This window comes from Escherichia sp. E1V33, assembly GCF_004211955.1.
Lineage (GTDB): Bacteria > Pseudomonadota > Gammaproteobacteria > Enterobacterales > Enterobacteriaceae > Escherichia.
In genome coordinates this window covers 430,639-451,541 of record NZ_RHJI01000010.1, presented here as the reverse complement: position 1 = coordinate 451,541, position 20,903 = coordinate 430,639, and the positions used below count along the sequence as shown (strand labels likewise).

General features: G+C 50.9%; 19 protein-coding genes. 9 read left to right on the top strand and 10 right to left on the bottom strand.

All coding sequences use genetic code 11. The annotated features are described in order from the left end of the window. The first annotated feature begins 9 nt into the window (after window positions 1-9). Entirely contained in the window at window positions 10-1,530 is a 1,521-nt protein-coding gene (mglA, locus tag D9742_RS10305; protein ID WP_000255032.1) for a galactose/methyl galactoside ABC transporter ATP-binding protein MglA, read from the top strand. 15 nt (window positions 1,531-1,545) lie between these two features. After that, complete coding sequence (mglC, locus tag D9742_RS10300) at window positions 1,546-2,556, top strand: galactose/methyl galactoside ABC transporter permease MglC (RefSeq protein WP_001275110.1); 1,011 nt, start codon at window positions 1,546-1,548, stop codon at window positions 2,554-2,556. Between the two features lie 130 nt (window positions 2,557-2,686). Here mglC and preA read toward each other — a convergent pair whose 3' ends face one another. The 7 genes from preA to D9742_RS10265 all read right to left on the bottom strand — a co-directional run bounded on the left by preA (window position 2,687) and on the right by D9742_RS10265 (window position 8,607). Further along, window positions 2,687-3,922, bottom strand: a complete 1,236-nt coding sequence (preA, locus tag D9742_RS10295) for an NAD-dependent dihydropyrimidine dehydrogenase subunit PreA (RefSeq protein WP_130236843.1) — start codon at window positions 3,920-3,922, stop codon at window positions 2,687-2,689. Then, on the bottom strand, window positions 3,916-5,154 hold the full coding sequence (locus D9742_RS10290; RefSeq protein ID WP_130236842.1) for an NAD(P)-dependent oxidoreductase: 1,239 nt from the start codon (window positions 5,152-5,154) through the stop codon (window positions 3,916-3,918). The genes preA and D9742_RS10290 overlap by 7 nt, the downstream gene beginning before the upstream one ends. A 193-nt stretch (window positions 5,155-5,347) precedes the next feature. After that, complete coding sequence (locus D9742_RS10285; RefSeq protein WP_130236841.1) at window positions 5,348-5,587, bottom strand: DUF2542 family protein; 240 nt, start codon at window positions 5,585-5,587, stop codon at window positions 5,348-5,350. A 2-nt stretch (window positions 5,588-5,589) separates the two neighbouring features. After that, the gene (sanA, locus tag D9742_RS10280) at window positions 5,590-6,309 is read right to left on the bottom strand and encodes an outer membrane permeability protein SanA (protein ID WP_130207054.1); all 720 of its coding nucleotides are present in this window, start codon (window positions 6,307-6,309) and stop codon (window positions 5,590-5,592) included. A 193-nt stretch (window positions 6,310-6,502) separates the two neighbouring features. Then, window positions 6,503-7,387, bottom strand: coding sequence for a cytidine deaminase (gene cdd / locus D9742_RS10275; RefSeq protein ID WP_130236840.1), 885 nt, complete (start codon window positions 7,385-7,387; stop codon window positions 6,503-6,505). Between the two features lie 129 nt (window positions 7,388-7,516). Next, window positions 7,517-8,212: a CidB/LrgB family autolysis modulator gene (locus tag D9742_RS10270; RefSeq protein ID WP_130236839.1), complete on the bottom strand. Its 696-nt coding sequence runs from the start codon at window positions 8,210-8,212 to the stop codon at window positions 7,517-7,519. After that, window positions 8,209-8,607 (bottom strand): CidA/LrgA family protein, encoded by a 399-nt coding sequence (locus tag D9742_RS10265; protein ID WP_001295452.1) that lies wholly within the window; start codon window positions 8,605-8,607, stop codon window positions 8,209-8,211. Before D9742_RS10265 ends, D9742_RS10270 begins: the two co-directional genes overlap by 4 nt. 273 nt (window positions 8,608-8,880) lie before the next feature. Between D9742_RS10265 and dusC the strand changes: the two genes are divergently transcribed. Continuing rightward, window positions 8,881-9,831, top strand: a complete 951-nt coding sequence (dusC, locus tag D9742_RS10260; RefSeq protein ID WP_130236838.1) for a tRNA dihydrouridine(16) synthase DusC — start codon at window positions 8,881-8,883, stop codon at window positions 9,829-9,831. A 387-nt stretch (window positions 9,832-10,218) separates the two neighbouring features. On the opposite strand, the gene yohP is transcribed toward dusC, so the two are convergent. After that, window positions 10,219-10,302, bottom strand: a complete 84-nt coding sequence (gene yohP / locus D9742_RS23430; RefSeq protein ID WP_000691708.1) for a small membrane protein YohP — start codon at window positions 10,300-10,302, stop codon at window positions 10,219-10,221. Window positions 10,303-10,524: 222 nt separating this feature from the next. On the opposite strand from yohP, the gene mdtQ reads away from it, so the two are divergent. Together mdtQ and D9742_RS10245 are read left to right on the top strand one after the other, a co-directional pair. Then, on the top strand, window positions 10,525-11,961 hold the full coding sequence (gene mdtQ / locus D9742_RS10250) for a multidrug resistance outer membrane protein MdtQ (protein ID WP_130236837.1): 1,437 nt from the start codon (window positions 10,525-10,527) through the stop codon (window positions 11,959-11,961). 52 nt (window positions 11,962-12,013) lie between these two features. After that, complete coding sequence (locus D9742_RS10245; RefSeq protein ID WP_130236836.1) at window positions 12,014-12,775, top strand: SDR family oxidoreductase; 762 nt, start codon at window positions 12,014-12,016, stop codon at window positions 12,773-12,775. 226 nt (window positions 12,776-13,001) lie between these two features. On the opposite strand, the gene D9742_RS10235 is transcribed toward D9742_RS10245, so the two are convergent. Next, on the bottom strand, window positions 13,002-13,580 hold the full coding sequence (locus D9742_RS10235) for a DedA family protein (RefSeq protein ID WP_130236834.1): 579 nt from the start codon (window positions 13,578-13,580) through the stop codon (window positions 13,002-13,004). 168 nt (window positions 13,581-13,748) lie between these two features. Here D9742_RS10235 and D9742_RS10230 point away from each other — a divergent pair, with 168 nt between their 5' ends. Both D9742_RS10230 and pbpG read left to right on the top strand, forming a co-directional pair. Next, window positions 13,749-14,336 carry a Yip1 family protein gene (locus tag D9742_RS10230; RefSeq protein WP_001295454.1) on the top strand — a complete coding sequence of 196 codons (588 nt, stop codon included), beginning with the start codon at window positions 13,749-13,751 and terminating at the stop codon, window positions 14,334-14,336. A 173-nt stretch (window positions 14,337-14,509) separates the two neighbouring features. Then, complete coding sequence (gene pbpG / locus D9742_RS10225; RefSeq protein WP_130207042.1) at window positions 14,510-15,442, top strand: D-alanyl-D-alanine endopeptidase; 933 nt, start codon at window positions 14,510-14,512, stop codon at window positions 15,440-15,442. 61 nt (window positions 15,443-15,503) lie between these two features. Here the strand turns inward: pbpG and dld are convergent, their stop codons facing one another. After that, complete coding sequence (dld, locus tag D9742_RS10220; RefSeq protein ID WP_130236833.1) at window positions 15,504-17,219, bottom strand: D-lactate dehydrogenase; 1,716 nt, start codon at window positions 17,217-17,219, stop codon at window positions 15,504-15,506. Window positions 17,220-17,414: 195 nt separating this feature from the next. On the opposite strand from dld, the gene bglX reads away from it, so the two are divergent. Both bglX and osmF read left to right on the top strand, forming a co-directional pair. Continuing rightward, window positions 17,415-19,712 (top strand): beta-glucosidase BglX, encoded by a 2,298-nt coding sequence (bglX, locus tag D9742_RS10215; protein ID WP_130236832.1) that lies wholly within the window; start codon window positions 17,415-17,417, stop codon window positions 19,710-19,712. Window positions 19,713-19,984: 272 nt separating this feature from the next. Continuing rightward, on the top strand, window positions 19,985-20,902 hold the full coding sequence (gene osmF, locus D9742_RS10210; protein WP_130236831.1) for a glycine betaine ABC transporter substrate-binding protein OsmF: 918 nt from the start codon (window positions 19,985-19,987) through the stop codon (window positions 20,900-20,902). Window position 20,903 lies beyond the last annotated feature (1 nt).

Below are 20,903 nucleotides of genomic sequence, written 5' to 3'. Positions count from 1 at the left end.
TAAAATTATATGGTCAGCTCAACGACTCCGTCATCAGGTGAATACTTGTTGGAAATGAGCGGTATCAACAAGTCCTTTCCCGGTGTGAAGGCTCTTGATAATGTCAATTTAAAAGTTCGGCCACATTCCATCCATGCATTAATGGGTGAGAACGGCGCGGGAAAATCGACATTATTAAAATGCCTGTTCGGTATCTATCAAAAAGATTCCGGCACCATTTTATTTCAGGGTAAAGAAATCGATTTTCACTCTGCCAAAGAAGCGCTGGAAAACGGTATTTCGATGGTACATCAGGAATTAAACCTGGTATTGCAACGTTCAGTCATGGACAACATGTGGCTGGGGCGATATCCCACCAAAGGCATGTTTGTCGATCAGGACAAAATGTACCGCGAAACCAAAGCGATTTTTGATGAACTGGATATTGATATCGATCCGCGTGCGCGCGTTGGCACATTATCCGTTTCGCAAATGCAGATGATCGAAATCGCTAAAGCGTTTTCCTATAACGCGAAAATTGTGATTATGGATGAACCGACTTCTTCGTTAACCGAAAAAGAAGTTAATCATCTGTTCACTATTATTCGTAAATTAAAAGAACGCGGCTGCGGTATTGTTTATATCTCGCATAAAATGGAAGAGATTTTCCAGTTATGTGATGAAGTCACCGTATTGCGCGACGGTCAGTGGATCGCCACCGAACCGCTGGCAGGGCTGACGATGGACAAAATTATCGCCATGATGGTTGGTCGTTCTCTTAACCAGCGTTTCCCGGATAAAGAAAACAAGCCAGGCGAAGTCATCCTTGAGGTGCGTAACCTGACGTCATTGCGCCAGCCGTCGATTCGCGATGTCTCGTTTGACCTGCATAAAGGGGAGATCCTCGGTATTGCCGGATTGGTGGGGGCGAAACGTACCGATATTGTTGAGACGTTATTTGGTATTCGCGAGAAATCTGCTGGCACCATTACGTTGCACGGCAAAAAGATCAATAACCATAATGCCAACGAAGCCATAAACCACGGATTTGCACTGGTAACTGAAGAGCGCCGCTCAACGGGAATTTATGCCTATCTGGATATTGGCTTTAACTCGTTAATTTCCAATATTCGCAATTACAAAAACAAAGTTGGTTTGCTGGATAATTCGCGGATGAAAAGTGATACCCAGTGGGTCATTGATTCGATGCGGGTAAAAACACCAGGTCATCGGACGCAAATTGGTTCGCTCTCCGGCGGTAATCAGCAAAAGGTGATTATTGGTCGCTGGTTACTAACGCAACCGGAAATATTAATGCTCGACGAACCAACGCGCGGTATTGATGTTGGGGCGAAGTTTGAAATTTATCAGTTAATTGCCGAACTGGCGAAGAAAGGCAAGGGAATTATTATTATTTCTTCTGAAATGCCAGAGTTGTTAGGGATAACAGACCGTATTCTGGTTATGAGCAATGGCCTCGTTTCCGGAATTGTCGATACAAAAACAACAACGCAAAACGAAATTCTACGTCTTGCGTCTTTGCACCTTTAAGATTAGGGGCTTCCCATGAGTGCGTTAAATAAGAAAAGTTTTCTTACTTACCTGAAAGAGGGCGGAATTTACGTCGTTCTTTTAGTTTTGCTGGCCATTATTATTTTCCAGGATCCTACTTTTTTAAGTTTGTTGAACTTAAGTAATATTCTCACCCAGTCATCGGTGCGTATTATTATCGCGCTCGGCGTGGCAGGGTTAATTGTCACCCAGGGGACTGACCTTTCCGCAGGTCGTCAGGTGGGGCTGGCTGCAGTAGTAGCGGCGACGTTATTGCAGTCGATGGATAACGCCAACAAAGTGTTCCCGGAAATGGCGACGATGCCGATTGCGCTGGTTATTCTGATTGTCTGTGCTATTGGCGCGGTTATCGGTTTGATCAACGGCCTGATTATCGCCTATCTCAACGTGACGCCGTTCATAACCACTCTCGGCACGATGATCATCGTTTACGGCATTAACTCGCTCTATTACGACTTTGTTGGGGCGTCGCCGATTTCTGGTTTCGACAGTGGTTTCTCCACTTTTGCCCAGGGCTTTATTGCGCTGGGGAGCTTCCGTCTCTCTTACATCACCTTCTACGCCCTGATTGCGGTGGCGTTCGTCTGGGTGTTATGGAACAAAACCCGCTTCGGCAAGAACATTTTTGCCATTGGCGGTAACCCGGAAGCGGCGAAAGTTTCTGGTGTCAACGTCGGACTGAACCTGCTGATGATCTATGCGTTGTCTGGCGTGTTCTATGCCTTCGGCGGGATGTTAGAAGCCGGACGTATCGGCTCTGCCACCAACAACCTCGGCTTTATGTATGAGCTGGATGCTATCGCGGCGTGCGTGGTGGGCGGCGTATCGTTCAGCGGCGGTGTAGGAACGGTAATTGGTGTGGTGACCGGTGTAATTATTTTTACGGTCATTAACTATGGTCTGACGTACATCGGCGTAAACCCGTACTGGCAGTACATCATCAAAGGGGCGATTATTATCTTTGCCGTGGCGCTGGATTCACTGAAATACGCACGTAAGAAGTGATGTGAATGTGGACCTTGCCGGATGCAACGCTGGCGCGTTTTATCCGGCCTGGAATGGGGTTTGGTAGGCCGGATAAGGCGTTCACGCCGCATCCGGCGACAGGAACCAAATGCCGGATGCGTCGCTGTTTTTACAACGTTACCGGGTGTTCTTTCTCTCCCTTCTTAAACTTCACTTCCCCAAGATCAATACAACCCACCGGGCAGACGTGGCCACAAAGCAGACAACCAACGCACTTCTCGGTATTACAATGCGGCGTGCGTGTTTTCTCGCTCCATTCCATCGCCTGGTGACCGCCGTCGTAACAGGAAATATAACAGCGTCCACAGCCAACACATTTATCGAGATTGATGTTGGGATAGACAATATAACTGCGGTCTAAATCTTCCGCCGGAACAATATTGTGATTCGCCAGACCTACCATCTCCTGCAACGAATCAAATCCCTGATCGGCAAGGTAATGCGACAGCCCGCTCGTCATATCTTCCACAATGCGATAACCGTACTGCATAATGCCGGTGGTCACCTGTAACGTTGCCGCGCCGAGCAATAAAAACTCCGCCGCATCTTCCCAGGTTTCAATACCGCCGATACCGCTGATCGGGAAATCGCGCAATTCTGGATGGGTGCGCATTTGCTGAATAAAGCGCAGGGCGATCGGTTTCACCGCTTTACCGGAATAACCGGAAATACTCGATTTACCGTTGACAATCGGCATACCGATTTTCTGATTAAGATCGATGTTGGTGATGGATTTGACGGTGTTAATCGCCGCAATGCCGTCTGCGCCGCCGCGTTTTGCCGCCAGCGCCACTTCGCACATATCACCGATATTCGGCGTCATCTTCGCCAGCATTGGCAGTGAAGAACCACGTTTCACCGCCCGACAATATTTTTCTACCAGTTCCGGGCTTTGCCCGACATCGCTACCCATCGCATGGGAGGTCATCTGCGGGCAGGAGAAGTTACACTCGATCATATCCGCGCCAGCTTTTTGCACCAGACGCGCCAGATCTTCCCACTGCTGCTCATTTTCCCCCATGATTGAGGCGATCAGCACTTTGTCCGGATAATCTTCTTTCAGCCGACGCAGGGCAGCCAGATTCTCTTCCAACGGATGCTCGGCAATCTGCTCCATATTTTTGAAGCCAATAAAGCCGGTGTCTTCTTTCACCAGATGATCAAAACGCGGAGAGACTTCATTAGCGATAAAAAAGCCAATCGTTTTGAACACCACGCCGCCCCAGCCAGTGTCGTAGGCTTTGGCGCACATCTCGTAGCAATTGCCAACCGGTGAAGAAGAGAGGCAGAACGGGTTGGGAAACTTCACGCCGCAAAAGGTAATAGAAAGATCTTTCGTTAACATGAGCAAGCTCCCTCTAAATTATGATGAATCGCCTCGGCGGCTTCTTTCCCGGTTTTCACTGCATAAACCACGGTTTTGTCACCCTCAACAATATCGCCAGCGGCAAACAGTTGCGGGTCGCGAGTCTGGTAATTTTGCGTTTCGATGGTGTTATGCTGTGGTTTCAGTGCGGAAAAAGCGGCAAATTCGGCATGTTGACCTACGGCGAGGATAATTTTGTCCGCCGCCATCGTTAGTTCACCCGGTAAACGAACATGCTTAAAGGTGACTTTATTGCCATCTACTGCCACTGGCGTAAAGCCATCAATAATCGATACACCCAATTTCTGAGCGCTGGTGAACTCTTTCTTGCTTGCCGGAAACTCATCTAACTCTTCACGCGCAACGCACGTTACCGCCTGGCAACCGAGAACTTTCAGCGTGCTGGCAACGTCCATCGCGACATCGCCGCCGCCAATAATTAATGCGCTCTGTGGGATGCTGATATCGCCTTGCGCCTGGCGCGCACGTTGCAAGAAATTGACGGCGATCTCAACGTCGCTATGTTCAAACAGCGGCAGGCCAGAACCGCTCGATAACCCCACGGTGACCAGTACCGCTCGGTTTTCCGCTTTCAATTGTTCCAGCGTGAGCGTTTTACCTATCTCGCAATCGCACTTAATGGTCACACCCATTTTTTCGATACGGGCGATTTCTGCATCCAGCACCGATTGCGGCAAACGAAATTGTGGGATGCCATTACGCAGCCAACCACCTGGCTGTGCTTCTTTTTCATAAATCGTGACGTCGTATCCCCGGTTGGTCAGTGTCACACTAGCTTGTAGCCCGGCAGGGCCTGCGCCAATAATCGCCACTTTGCCGAGCGTTTTACTGCCGGGCTGAAAAATCTCCATTCCGGTTTGCTGTTCGAAATCAGTAACAAATCGCTGTAAGCGACCAATATCAATCGGGTCGTCGACACCGGCTCGTGTACAACCGCGCTGGCATAATTTTTCTGTCGGGCATACTCTGGCGCAAACGGCACCGAGTGCGTTATTTTCGCGAATTGTCTCGGCAGCACCTTTAAAATTACGAAAATAAATTGAGCGAATAAATTTTCCCGGGTCGGTTTGCGCTGGGCAAGCCTGACTACAGGGCGCGTCGTGACATAATAAACAGCGAGAGGCTTCTTTAATCGCCAGCAAAGGCGTAAAAGCCGGAGTGAGTTCATCCAGATAATTTTGTTGCGGCATGTGATCTTCCTTAATGCTATAGGTAATTAAGGCGAGCGTTTAGTAAATAATAATGTACTGATATTAAGGCTAAGCGTGCGGGGAAATTTAAACTGTGAAAAGATTCACAAATAGCTGCGGTTAGGAATGTGATATCCGCAGCTTATCAGGTGAAGTAATAATTATTCTCAATAATTAACTGAAGAAGGGAATATTAACGATAGAAAATAAGATAAATAATCATGCCAATAGATAAAATTCCGAAACCGCAATACGCCACCATATAAGCAAAGAAGAGCCCCGGATTTTTTTCGCGCCAGACATACACCGGTTCCGGCGTATTTTTAACCCGTTTATCAATCGCGCCAGCACGCCAGCCTTTCCACGCTTCGCGAAAACAAAATACAGGGATTAGGAAAAAAACGGCAACGACAAAAAACTGCTGTACATCCATAACTACTTTCCTTGTTTCTTTTGTAATTCAAGTAACTGCTCGGGCGTGACGGCAGGATAGCCCTGCGCATCTTCCGGCACTTGATGCATTGCCGGAATAGGGACCAATGGACCTAAAAAGCGCGGCTCACGTTTAAAAATATAAAGGTCAGCCAGCGCGCCGAAACGGGCGGCAAATTCGCGAATACGTACCGACCACATATCTTTTGGCGATGGTACGGCATAACACTGGGCCTGAATCCCCATATGCAAAGCGATAAATAATGCTCGCTCACAGTGAAAACGCTGAGTAATAATAATGAAATCGTTAGTATCGAACACTTTGCGCGTGCGTACGATGGAATCCAGCGTTCGGAAGCCCGCGTAATCGAGAACAATATCAGAGGGGTCCACGCCAGCGGCTATTAAATCTTTGCGCATGGTCATCGGCTCGTTATAACTTTGCAACGCGTTATCGCCGCTAAGTAATAGATAGTTCACCTTGCCGCTGTTATAGGCATTAATTGCCCCCTGAATACGGTAGCGGTAATACTGATTAATGACACCGGTGCGATAATACTTTGCCGTACCAAGCACCACGCCGACCTGACGGTAGGGGAGATCCTGCAACTCGTCGTAGATATAAGGCGCGGTTTTCCAGCTCATCCAGCGATCGAGGCCGAGCACAGTCAACAGCAGTAAGCCGATCATGACTAACAGGCTGTAGAACAGACGCTTTAACATGCAGAAGACTCGATCTCGGGAAATTTTTATCAGGCTACTTTACCCGTTGCTTTTGCGCAAGAAACGGCAAACTGTTTGCCGGGATTTTCGACACCAGCAGAGAGTTGGCAAGCCTGATGCAACGCATAGCTCATCTTATCAGGCCTATAAAACGTGGCTGGATAAGGCGTTTGCGCCTCATCCAGCATCTGGCTTAAGCGAGGAGAACGCGGTCGATGTTGTTACAACCGAGGGCTTTCAGCGTTGCTGAGGTTGCATCCCATTGAATCAACGGCGCGTCGGCTTTTTCTGCCAGAATTGCGCGCTGAATATCCGGGTAATCATAACCTTTGAGATTCAACAGAATTAACGCGGCCTGTAACGGTGGCAGAGTAGGGTTGAACGCCGCGTTTTCCGCATAACTACCACTGAAAATACGACCATCCTTACATTCCAGCGCCACTCCGCTGGGAGACTTGCTATAAGGCATGTGTGAACGGTTCGCTGCGGCAATCGCTGCCTGAGAAAGTGCATCGCCACTTAGCGCAAAGCCGTGATCCTGCTCGTCCATCAGCAGCGTTTTAATCTCCAGATCTTTTGGTCCAAAGGCATCCGGCAGATAGTCACGCAGTGCGTGCGCCTCGCGACCCGGCAGATGAATACGCAGATCCAGACCGCTGTTCAGTTCATTCATAAACTGACGGCAGTGACCACAAGGGGTGTAGTTAACGGTAATTGCCGCGAGAGCTTTCTCACCGCTTAACCAGGCGTGGCTGATAGCACTTTGTTCGGCATGGACGGTTTGCTGCATTGTTGCACCAATAAATTCCATATTGGCACCGAAATACCATGTACCACTCACGCCGCGTGCAATAGCCCCAACGTTAAAATTCGACAATGGCGTACGCGCACAGGCCGCGGCCAGCGGCAGCAGTGCGAAAGCCAGCGCGTCTTCGTCCAGCCCGGTTGCGCTCTTAAGCGAAGAGACTTGCTCCCCGGTCAACAAAGCGGGGAAGTACTTGTCTGCCAGAATAGGTTCCAGCGCAGATTGCAAGTTATCCGCAAGTTGGGCAAAAGCAGTTTGAAAACGTGGATGCATGGCGTTGCCTCATAATCATGTAATGGGATAACAGTTTACGAACCTGGTATGGCTTTATATGTGATCTGAATCTCATTAATTATGCAACGCGTGAAACTTACATCGAAAATGCGCCACGCATCGCAAATTTTAGCTCATTACTGCCAGGATAATCGGGAAAAGAAACGGTGCGATCAGCGAGGTAATAATCCCGCATAACACCAACGCCAGCGAACTAAATGCGCCTTCCTGATAATCCAGTTCGGCACAGCGCGCTGTACCGAGGGCGTGAGAAGCCGTCCCCATCGCCAGGCCACGCGCCGCTTTGGTACGAATACGCATCGCATTAAGCAATGTATGGCCAAACACAGCGCCGAGGATCCCGACGAAAATGACACAAACTGCGCTGATTGCCGGAATACCGCCAATACTACCGCCGACAGCCATCGCAATTGGCGTAGTGACCGATTTCGGTAAGATTGACGCAGCAATTTCCGGTGACGCCCCCATTAACAATGCCACGGAAGTCCCCGTCACCATCGCTACCACGCTGCCGATAAAACAGATGGTGATTATTGATTTCCAGCGGGCGCGGATCTGATGCAACTGTTCATATAAAGGATAGGCCAGCGCGACGACCGCCGGTTGCAGCAGATCGTTTAGCACTTCGCTACCTTTAAAGTAGCTGTCGTAAGAGATGCCGGTCAGCATTAAAAAAGGAATGATCACCACCATTGCTACCAGCAACGGGTTAAGCAAGGGAAACTTATACCGTGCCGCCAGTTTGCGGGCGGCAAAAAAGACAATCAATGTCAGCGGTAATGACCACCAGATATTCGCCATCATTCTTCTGATCCTTTCTGACCTACGACTTTACGTTCACCGTGCACCAGTTGCGAGCTCCAGCTCACCACCAGAAAAACCACCAGCGTACTGACTGCACAGGAAACCACTACCGGGCCAAACTGTGCGCGGAGTAAATCAAAATATTGCATGACGCCTACGCCAATCGGCACAAACAATAGCGCCATATAGCGAATCAGTACGTAGCACCCCGGATTGACCCATTTCGCCGGAAGAATTTGCAAGGCTAGCAGGACAAACAGGATCAGCATCCCGATGATGCTGCCCGGAATGGTTACCGGTAGAAGGGAAGCAATGAAAATGCCTGCATACAGGCAGGCATAAATCAGGACGAAAGCGCGTAAATATTGCCAGATAATGTTCAGTGTCTTACTCATAATCAACACCCCAGATGAGATGGATTCATCATACAATTAATTCGTAAAACGTGCTACCGATCACATTAAGAATTCATCGCTTATTTTTCACGCCTGGGTATGACGATGTGAGTAGCGAACTCAGGCAGATCTGCTTTTTTGCAACAGAAAGCGTGCCTGCCATAGATCAAGCATAGAGAGGGATTGCAGCTTTGCAGCAATCTCACTCGGCAGACCTTTAATCCGCTGACCGGAGGCGCTAACATAGCGCCTCATTTTTTTGCGGGTGATGATATGCGTGTGTTACTGGCGCCAATGGAGGGGGTACTTGACTCTCTGGTGCGCGAATTGCTGACCGAAGTTAACGACTACGATCTGTGCATCACTGAGTTTGTTCGCGTGGTGGATCAACTGCTGCCGGTAAAAGTTTTTCATCGCATTTGCCCTGAGCTACAAAACGCCAGCCGTACTCCTTCAGGTACGTTGGTGCGCGTACAGTTGCTGGGGCAGTTCCCGCAGTGGCTGGCAGAGAACGCCGCCCGTGCGGTGGAGTTAGGTTCCTGGGGCGTGGATCTTAACTGCGGCTGCCCGTCGAAAACGGTCAACGGCAGCGGCGGTGGGGCAACGTTACTGAAAGATCCCGAGCTCATTTACCAGGGCGCGAAAGCGATGCGTGAAGCCGTACCTGCGCATTTGCCCGTCAGCGTGAAAGTGCGTCTGGGCTGGGACAATGGCGAGAAGAAATTTGAAATTGCCGATGCTGTTCAGCAAGCCGGAGCGACGGAACTGGTAGTGCATGGGCGGACAAAAGAACAGGGTTACCGTGCAGAGCATATCGACTGGCGGGCGATTGGCGAGATACGCCAGCGGCTGAATATTCCGGTGATTGCCAACGGTGAAATCTGGGACTGGCAGAGTGCGCAACAGTGCATGGCGATCAGCGGCTGCGACGCAGTGATGATTGGTCGCGGGGCGCTCAATATTCCCAACCTGAGCCGGGTGGTGAAATATAACGAACCGCGAATGCCGTGGCCGGAGGTCGTTGCATTGCTGCAAAAGTATACCCGTCTGGAAAAGCAGGATGATACCGGGTTATATCATGTTGCGCGGATTAAGCAGTGGTTGAGTTATTTGCGTAAAGAATACGATGAAGCAACGAAATTATTTCAGCATGTTCGGGTGTTGAATAATTCCCCTGATATTGCAAGGGCTATTCAGGCAATTGATATCGATAAGCTGCGATAATAGTGGAATCGCAGCTTATCAGAGACAATGAATCGCTTATTCAGCTTCATCGTCTTGTTGCGCTCCTTTCATGAGCTAAGCCACATATTGCTACTGGCGCAAGGAGCGCGCAGGGGGAGGACAATCGCCTCCTCCCCCTGCACCCCCGGGCTCTGGCGAACAAAATCGCCGCTGCGCGGTACCTTCAGCTTATCCCCTTCGGCTACCGGGTCGGGCGCGAGGTAACGTCCCTGTAAGACGCGCCCTCAGCCCACATCCATGTGGGCTGCCCCGGCCTTCGGGGAACGCTTCAGCGATTTTGACGCCACCAACACCAGAGCTGTTTGCAAATCAAGTACACAAAACATCTAATTACTAGCCTGACGACTTATATGCCATATCTGATTTTTAAAATATCATCTTAAATACGCCAGTCACCACCAGTAGCCCAATCAGGAAAATAATCAATACGGCCCAGAGTATAATTTTCATTGGCGTTCCTTTATTTGTGAGTGCTGAGTAAGTATAGGAAAAAATGAAACTCTTTGCCGTCATCCATAAACGATTAAGATAAATCAGAGGATATCATTCACTTACTGTATATTTTTCTGGATATGTCGTTTTATTTCCGCTGATGTATTGCCACGCGAAACTAAAAAATATATCGCCACACACGGTAATCTCCGCGCACCGTTTCTTACCTGATTATTCCCCATGAATCGTGATTCATTTAATGCAGCAAGCGTTTGTTTTCCATTTTTAATTTTGTTGGCTGGATGTGCGCCTGAGCACGAAACTCGCCAGGCGTTAAGCCTGCAAACGCCTGCCACACAAGTGGACACGGCGTTACCTGCGGCATTGAAAAACGGTTGGCCAGACAGCCAGTGGTGGCTGGAATATCAGGATAATCAACTCACTTCCTTAATTAATAATGCAATACAGAACGCGCCGGATATGCAGGTGGCTGAACAGCGCATTCAACTGGCTGAAGCGCAGGCGAAAGCCGTAGCGACCCATGATGGCCCGCAGGTAGATTTTTCTGCTGATATGGAGCGGCAAAAAATGTCGGCTGAAGGGTTAATGGGGCCGTTTGCCCTGAACGATCCTGCTGCCGGTACCACGGGGCCGTGGTACACCAACGGTACATTTGGTTTAACGGCGGGCTGGCATCTTGATATCTGGGGAAAGAATCGGGCGGAAGTTACTGCTCGCCTGGGGACGGTTAAAGCGCGGGCGGCTGAACGTGAGCAGACCCGGCAATTGCTGGCTGGCAGCGTGGCACGCCTGTACTGGGAGTGGCAAACCCAGGCGGCTTTGAACACTGTCTTGCAGCAAATCGATAAAGAACAGAACACCATTATTGCGACCGATCGTCAGCTCTATCAGCGTGGAATTACCTCTTCGGTTGAAGGTGTGGAAACCGATATTAATGCCAGTAAGACCCAGCAACAGCTCAACGATGTTGCGGGTAAGATGAAAATTATTGAGGCGCGATTAAGTGCGCTCACCAACCATCAGAAAAGCGCATTGAAGCTGCATCCGGTCACGTTGCCGAAAGTGGCAAGCCAGCTTCCTGATGAACTGGGATATTCCTTGCTGGCCCGGCGGGCAGATTTGCAGGCGGCACATTGGTATGTCGAGTCGTCGTTAAGTACCATCGACGCAGCAAAAGCGGCATTTTATCCCGACATCAATCTGATGGCCTTCCTGCAACAGGATGCTTTGCATCTAAGCGATCTTTTTCGTAGTTCCGCCCAACAGATGGGCGTCACGGCGGGGCTGACATTGCCAATATTCGACAGTGGCAGACTTAACGCCAATCTTGACATTACGAAAGCCGAAAGCAACTTGTCGATTGCCAACTACAATAAAGCAGTGGTCGAAGCGGTGAATGATGTGGCGCGGGCGGCGAGTCAGGTTCAGACACTGGCAGAGAAAAACCAGCATCAGGCTCAAATTGAGCGCGATGCCTTGCGTGTGGTGGGGCTGGAGCAGGCGCGATTTAACGCGGGCATCATCGCTGGTTCCCGTGTCAGTGAAGCCAGAATTCCGGCGCTTCGCGAACGAGCCAACGGCCTGCTTTTGCAAGGGCAATGGCTGGATGCCTCCATTCAACTCACTAGTGCGCTGGGTGGGGGCTACAAACGCTGATGATAAGCGCCTTCTATACTTAACGTTTAGTCAGCGTCAGGTGGAGAAATCAATGGCACAGGTCGCGATTATTACCGCTTCTGATTCAGGGATAGGTAAAGAGTGCGCGTTATTACTGGCGCAGCAAGGTTTTGATATTGGCATTACCTGGCACTCAGATGAAGCCGGGGCAAAAGATACCGCCCGTGAGGTGGTTAGCCACGGTGTACGTGCGGAGATTGTGCAACTTGATCTCGGCAATTTGCCCGACGGTGCCAGGGCGCTGGAGAAACTCATTCAACGGCTGGGGCGTATTGATGTGTTGGTGAATAACGCGGGCGCGATGGCCAAAGCGCCGTTTCTTGAAATGGCTTTTGATGAGTGGCGAAAGATTTTTACCGTTGATGTCGATGGTGCATTTTTATGCTCGCAAATTGCTGCCCGCCAGATGGTGAAACAAGGGCAGGGCGGTCGAATCATCAACATTACTTCGGTGCATGAACATACGCCGTTGCCGGATGCCAGCGCCTACACCGCCGCTAAACATGCGCTCGGCGGGCTAACTAAAGCGATGGCGCTGGAGCTGGTGCGACACAAGATTCTGGTAAATGCGGTCGCGCCTGGCGCGATTGCTACACCAATGAACGGAATGGATGACGGCGATGTGAAGCCCGATGCGGAGCCTTCGATTCCCCTGCGACGTTTCGGCGCAACGCATGAGATTGCCAGCCTGGTGGCATGGTTATGTTCCGAAGGCGCCAATTACACCACTGGGCAGTCGTTGATTGTCGATGGCGGCTTTATGTTGGCAAATCCGCAGTTTAAGCCGGAGTAGCGGAATGGGGCGTGGCTATTTCAATGGGGAATATTTATGTAGGCATGATAAGACGCGCAAGCGTCGCATCAGGCATGGTGCCCCGGATGTCGGATGCGGCGCGAACGCCTTATCCGACCTACAGGCCGGTCACGTTTGGTAGGCTTGATAAGACGCGCCAGCGTCGCATCAGGCATGGAACACCCGGTGCCGGATGTGGCGTGAATGCTTATCTGTGGCAACTGCTTTACGCCAGATGATCCGGCTTTTTCTTCCCGCGCCGTTTCAGCCACCAGGGAACACCAACCACCAGAGCCACAACCAGAATCAACCAAACCCAGTGCTTCAAATGTTGGTCAAGATCGTGCAACCACGGCGCAATCACCTGGCCACCTGCGTAGCCAATGGTGGTAAAAATCAGCGCCCAGGCAAATGCGCCGAGAATATTCAGCGGTAGAAATATTTTCGGCGGTAGCTGACTGGCGCCAATCAGCGTCGGGCCAATCACCCGAAAGCCATACATAAAACGTGTACCAATAACAAACAGATACGGATGGCGTTGGATCAGCTTTTGTGCATGCTCGATTTTGTCCTGATGTTTTGAGAAACGGTGTAACAGCTTGCCGCCAAACCGCCGTCCGCACAGATAAAGCGCCTGGTCGCCAATCATGCCGCCGAGTGCTACGGAAAGTACCACCAGCGGGAATTTCAGCAGCCCCTGATGCGCCGCGACACCACCGAGCAAGGTGACGGTTTCACCCTCTGCCAGACTGCCGAGTATCAGCGCCGCATAACCATATTGTGAAATAAGTGTATTAATATCCATAGGCCAGTCTGTCTCCCTTTGGTTGCCTGTAAGCATACACCCAGTAAATCATTCACGCAGGAAAAGCCCCGCTGGGTAGTGCACTAATTTAGTGGGTGTGCAAAAAATAATCACAAGCTGGCTTATACTTGAACTGTCAGGTTCATGAACTCACAACAAGGGGGCGGTATGAGCCATGTCTGGGGATTGTTTTCCCATCCCGATCGTGAAATGCAGGTGATTAATCGTGAAAACGAAACGATTTCTCATCACTACACCCACCACGTTTTGCTGATGGCGGCGATTCCGGTGATTTGCGCCTTCATTGGCACCACGCAAATCGGCTGGAATTTTGGCGATGGCACTATCCTGAAGTTATCCTGGTTTACCGGACTGGCGTTGGCTGTCTTGTTTTATGGCGTTATGCTGGCTGGGGTCGCGGTGATGGGGCGGGTCATCTGGTGGATGGCGCGCAATTACCCCCAGCGCCCGTCGCTTGCGCATTGTATGGTCTTCGCGGGATACGTCGCGACGCCGCTGTTTTTGAGCGGTCTGGTAGCGCTTTACCCGCTGGTCTGGCTGTGTGCTCTGGTCGGCACGGTGGCGCTGTTTTACACGGGGTATCTACTTTATCTCGGTATTCCAAGCTTCCTGAATATCAACAAAGAGGAAGGTCTTAGCTTCTCCAGTTCGACACTGGCGATTGGTGTGCTGGTACTGGAAGTCCTGCTCGCCCTTACCGTCATACTTTGGGGTTACGGTTATCGTCTGTTCTAGAAAGTTCATTTGCGTTGCATTGCTGGCGTAAATGTCAGCAATGCAGCATTTCCTCACGATTCTCCTTTGACGACCGCACTTTTTGCTCGTTATGATGGCTTCGCTAGCCTCAGTAAATCCTTACTCCGGCGGTGCGCAACCCGTGCGCGTGAACCACTATTTGAATGCTCATCATGCCGAAATTTCGAGTTTCTTTATTTAGCCTGGCCCTGATGCTGGCTGTGCCTTTTGCACCGCAGGCCGCTGCGAAAACGGCAGCCGCTACCACCGCTTCGCAGCCGGAAATTGCTTCCGGAAGCGCGATGATTGTTGATCTTAATACCAACAAAGTGATCTATTCGAACCACCCGGATCTGGTGCGTCCGATTGCCTCAATCACTAAATTAATGACAGCGATGGTTGTGCTGGATGCGCGACTGCCGCTGGATGAAAAACTAAAAGTAGACATCAGCCAGACGCCAGAGATGAAAGGGGTCTATTCGCGCGTACGACTGAACAGCGAAATCAGCCGTAAAGATATGCTGCTGCTGGCCCTGATGTCCTCTGAAAACCGCGCGGCGGCGAGCCTGGCACATCATTATCCTGGCGGTTATAACGCATTTATTAAAGCAATGAATGCGAAAGCAAAAGCTCTCGGGATGAACAACACGCGCTTTGTCGAACCGACCGGGCTATCAGTGCATAACGTTTCAACTGCCCGTGATCTGACCAAATTGTTGATTGCCACCAAACAATATCCGTTGATCGGTCAGTTAAGTACCACCCGTGAAGATATGGCGACCTTCTCTAACCCGTCGTATACGCTGCCGTTCCGCAATACTAACCATCTGGTGTATCGCGATAACTGGAATATCCAGCTAACCAAAACCGGCTTTACTAATGCCGCAGGGCATTGCCTGGTGATGCGCACGGTTTTCAATAATAAACCAGTGGCACTGGTGGTGATGGATGCGTTTGGCAAATATACCCATTTTGCCGATGCCAGCCGCCTGCGTACATGGATTGAAACCGGCAAAGTGATGCCCGTTCCGGCAGCGGCGTTGAGCTATAAAAAACAAAAAGCCGCCCAGATGGCGGCGGCGGGGCAGACAGCACAGAACGATTAAGTTTGCTTGCCCGTAGCACCATGCCTGATGCGATGCTTGCGCATCAGGCATCCAGCCGTATTTACTCCACTTCCTGCCAGTTTTTCCGTTTACTGGTTTTACCGATCCCCGGATTCATACTGTTGGTCGGATCGTTTTCACGATAAAACTTCTGCAGCGTCTCCGGTGCTTTATACAAATGACCGACGTTATGCTCGGCAGGATATTGCGCGCCGCGCTGGCGTAACAATTCCAGCATCTGTTCCTTCAACGCATGCACATCCACACCTTTCTTAACGATGTAATCCTGGTGAAAGACATAGCACATAAAATGCCCGTAATAGAGCTTATGCACTAACTGGCTGTCGATTTCCGGCGGCAGATGTTCATACCACTCGGTGTCATTACGCCGCAGAGCAATATCCAGTGCCAGAATGTCTTCGACTTCATCGGAATGTACCGCCTGATAACGTATCGCTGCGCCCGCTGCCGCGAAACGGTGTAAAAACGCTTTACTCCCTTCCTCCGGCGTACAGACAAAGAAATCGCCTTCGGCCTGTTTGAAAAAATCTACCAGCCACGATTTGGCTTCGCCCACACCATCGCCCGCCATTTTTAACAGAAGGTGGTGTTCATATTTATCGCGCCAGCTTTTCATGCGCGGTGGCAAATGACTGGGGAACAAATGACTGAATTTCTGCATTGCGAGATCGGTAAAGTGTGGGCGGAAGAACTTCACCTTCTCCAGCATCGCATCGGTACGTCCCTTGATGTTAAAGAATAACGGCATCTTGTCAGTGCCTAGCTTGTCGATCATCAGGAAGGTATCTTTGCCGTATTTTTCCGCAATATCGTAGATATCCCGGTGCATGTATTCCCCGGCAACCGGCAGATTTTCAAAATTGGCCAGAATATGGCGGCGGATCTCGGTCAGTACTTCCGGCTGATTGGTGCCGATATAAAACACCTGCTGGTTTTTTTCCGCTTCAAAGGTATCCAGACGCACTGCGAAAACCGCCAGTTTGCCAGCGCAACCGGAGGATTCAAACAGGCGATCCGGGTCAGCGTTATAACGTGCTGGCGTGTCGGCCTCAATATCTCGTACGCGGTGAACATAGTCATAATCATGGGCGTGACGGCCATCGTGGCGCACATCATCTTCTTTGATGCGATCATCATCCAGCTTGCTGAGGATCTGCTCCGGCGTTTCGCCCAGATCAATCCCCAGGTGGTTAACCAGCGTCAGCTTGCCGTTTTCATCTATGCGTGCGAATAACGACATTTCGGTATACGCCGGGCCACGCTGCACCAGCGAGCCGCCAGAGTTATTACAGATACCGCCGATAACCGATGCGCCAATGCACGACGAACCAATCACCGAGTGCGGTTCGCGACCTAATGGTTTGAGGGCTTTCTCCAGCGAATAGAGGGTGGTGCCAGGATACGCCAGCACCTGTTCGCCCTTACCGAGAACATGCAGCTTGTCGAGGCGCAGGGTGCTGATGATAACGATATCGCGATCATAATCGTTACCATTTGGCGTGGAGCCTTCGGTCAGACCGGTATTCGCGGCCTGCATCAGAATAATTTTGTCGGCGGTGACGCAGGTTTTTAGTACTCGCCATAATTCCAATAGCGAGCCAGGAAGAACAACGGCCAGCGCGTCACCCTGACCGGAGCGGAAGCCCTTGCGATAGCGGGCCGTTTTCGCGGGATCGGTGAGCAGGTGTGAATGACCGACCAGACGGGCAAGTTCATTCAAAAAGGTTTTATTATCAGTTGTTGTCATGGAAGACATTTTCCACTCCTTGTGGTGGCGAAAAAATATCAGAAACTAGAATAGCGCCTTGTATGACAATTCAGCGAGTGAATATTTTGAAAATTCAGACAATAAACTGAGCTTTCTTTTTCTCTCTCCATCAGGGTTATGGCAAACTACCGCTTTTGCACCATTTTCGCTGCCACGTCGGGCAACAGAGGAAGAATAATCCACATGAAATGGCTATGTTCAGTAGGTATCGCGGTGAGTCTGGCCCTACAGCCAGCACTGGCGGATGATTTATTCGGCAACCATCCATTAACGCCCGAAGCGCGGGATGCGTTCGTCACCGAACTGCTCAAAAAAATGACGGTTGATGAGAAAATTGGTCAGCTGCGTTTAATCAGCGTCGGCCCGGATAACCCGAAAGAGGCGATCCGCGAGATGATCAAAGACGGGCAGGTTGGAGCGATTTTTAATACCGTCACACGTCAGGATATCCGTGCCATGCAGGATCAGGTGATGGAACTGAGCCGCCTGAAAATTCCTCTTTTCTTTGCTTACGACGTGCTGCACGGTCAACGAACTGTTTTCCCGATTAGCCTCGGTCTGGCGTCATCTTTTAACCTTGATGCGGTGAAAACCGTAGGCAGCGTTTCTGCTTATGAAGCGGCGGACGATGGCCTGAACATGACCTGGGCGCCGATGGTCGATGTCTCGCGCGATCCGCGCTGGGGTCGCGCTTCTGAAGGTTTTGGTGAAGATACGTACCTCACCTCAATTATGGGTAAAACCATGGTTGAAGCGATGCAGGGCAAAAGTCCGGCGGATCGCTACTCGGTGATGACCAGTGTCAAACACTTCGCGGCTTACGGCGCGGTAGAAGGCGGTAAAGAGTACAACACCGTCGATATGAGTCCGCAGCGCCTGTTTAATGATTATATGCCGCCGTACAAAGCGGGGCTGGATGCAGGTAGCGGCGCGGTGATGGTGGCGCTGAACTCACTCAACGGCACGCCTGCCACTTCTGATTCCTGGCTGCTGAAAGATGTGCTGCGCGACCAGTGGGGCTTTAAAGGCATCACCGTTTCCGATCACGGTGCAATCAAAGAGCTGATTAAACATGGCACGGCGGCAGACCCGGAAGATGCGGTGCGCGTGGCGCTTAAGTCCGGGATCAACATGAGCATGAGTGACGAGTATTACTCGAAGTATCTGCCCGGTTTGATCAAGTCCGGCAAAGTGACGATGGAAGAGCTGGACGACGCCGCCCGCCACGTACTGAACGTCAAATATGATATGGGGCTGTTTAACGATCCGTACAGCCATCTCGGTCCGAAAGAGTCCGACCCGGTGGATACCAATGCCGAAAGCCGCCTGCATCGCAAAGAAGCACGTGAAGTGGCGCGAGAAAGCCTGGTGTTGCTGAAAAACCGTCTCGAAACCCTGCCGCTAAAAAAATCTGCCACCATCGCGGTGGTTGGGCCACTGGCGGACAGCAAACGTGACGTGATGGGCAGCTGGTCCGCGGCCGGTGTTGCCGATCAATCCGTGACCGTGCTGACCGGGATTAAAAATGCCGTCGGTGAAAACGGTAAAGTGCTGTATGCCAAAGGGGCGAACGTTACCAATGACAAAGGCATTATCGACTTCCTGAATCAGTATGAAGAAGCAGTAAAAGTCGATCCTCGTTCTGCCCAAGAGATGATTGATGAAGCGGTGCAGACGGCGAAACAATCTGATGTGGTGGTGGCTGTGGTCGGTGAAGCCCAGGGGATGGCGCACGAAGCCTCCAGCCGTACCGATATCACTATTCCGCAAAGCCAACGTGACTTGATTGCGGCGCTGAAAGCTACCGGTAAACCGCTGGTGCTGGTGCTGATGAACGGGCGTCCGCTGGCGCTGGTGAAAGAAGATCAGCAGACTGATGCGATTCTGGAAACCTGGTTTGCCGGGACTGAAGGCGGTAATGCAATTGCCGATGTGTTGTTTGGCGATTACAACCCGTCCGGTAAGCTGCCGATGTCCTTCCCGCGTTCTGTCGGGCAGATCCCGGTTTACTACAGCCATCTGAATACCGGTCGTCCGTATAATGCCGACAAGCCGAACAAATACACTTCGCGTTATTTTGATGAAGCTAACGGGGCGCTTTATCCGTTCGGCTATGGTCTGAGCTATACCACTTTCACCGTCTCTGATGTGAAACTTTCTGCGCCGACCATGAAGCGTGACGGTAAAGTAACGGCCAGTGTGCAGGTGACTAACACCGGAAAACGCGAAGGGGCGACGGTGATTCAGATGTACTTGCAGGATGTGACGGCTTCCATGAGCCGCCCGGTGAAACAGCTGAAAGGCTTTGAGAAAATCACCCTGAAACCGGGCGAAACTCAGACCGTCAGCTTCCCAATCGACATTGATGCGCTGAAGTTCTGGAATCAGCAGATGAAATATGACGCCGAGCCTGGCAAGTTCAATGTCTTTATCGGCACCGATTCCGCGCGCGTTAAGAAAGGCGAGTTTGAGTTGCTGTAATGCTTTCGTGAGGGCGCGATGTTTGCGCCCTTTGCCTGATGCGCTGCGCTTATCAGGCCTACAGGTAGTTGCAACCTGTTGAATTTTCACTGTTTGTAGGCTGGATAAGGCGTTTACGCCGCATCCGGCGAGAAACGCCGGGTAAAATATGCCCTTTAAGTATTTATCTGATTCTGCAACTGAATCCGCCCTGTCAGGCTAACCCTGCCATTATCAACTATGCTTTTCTCTTAATTCGCTGAAAACAACAGTAAAAGAATGAGGAAAGCATCATGCCACTCTCAAAGCTCTTGGCTGGTTCACTGGTTTTGTTGGCAGCCGTGAGCCTGCCGCTACAGGCGGCTTCCCCCGTTAAAGTCGGTTCGAAAATCGATACCGAAGGTGCGCTGCTCGGCAACATTATTTTGCAAGTGCTGGAAAGCCACGGCGTACCGACGGTCAATAAAGTCCAGTTGGGAACGACACCCGTGGTGCGCGGGGCGATCACTTCTGGCGAGCTGGATATCTATCCGGAATATACCGGCAATGGCGCTTTCTTCTTTAAAGATGAAAACGATGCAGCGTGGAAAAACGCGCAGCAAGGTTACGAGAAAGTCAAAAAGCTCGATGCGGAGCAAAACAAGTTAATCTGGCTGACGCCTGCACCGGCGAATAACACCTGGACCATCGCCGTGCGTCAGGATGTGGCAGAGAAAAACAAACTCACTTCGCTTGCTGACCTGAGTCGTTATCTGAAAGAGGGCGGCACCTTCAAACTGGCAGCCTCGGCAGAGTTTATCGAACGCGCCGATGCCTTACCCGCGTTTGAAAAAGCCTATGACTTTAAACTCGATCAGGATCAGTTGCTGTCACTGGCAGGCGGCGACACGGCGGTAACGATTAAAGCCGCTGCCCAACAAACATCCGGCGTTAATGCGGCGATGGCTTACGGTACCGACGGCCCGGTCGCGGCACTGGGGCTGCAAACCTTAAGCGATCCGCAAGGCGTGCAACCTATCTACGCGCCTGCGCCAGTGGTGCGTGAATCGGTGTTGAAGGAGTATCCGCAAATGGCACAGTGGCTACAGCCAGTCTTCGCCAGCCTCGATGAAAAGACGTTACAGCAACTGAATGCCAGTATTGCCGTTGAAGGACTTGATGCCAAAAAAGTGGCTGCCGACTACCTGAAACAAAAAGGGTGGACGAAGTAAT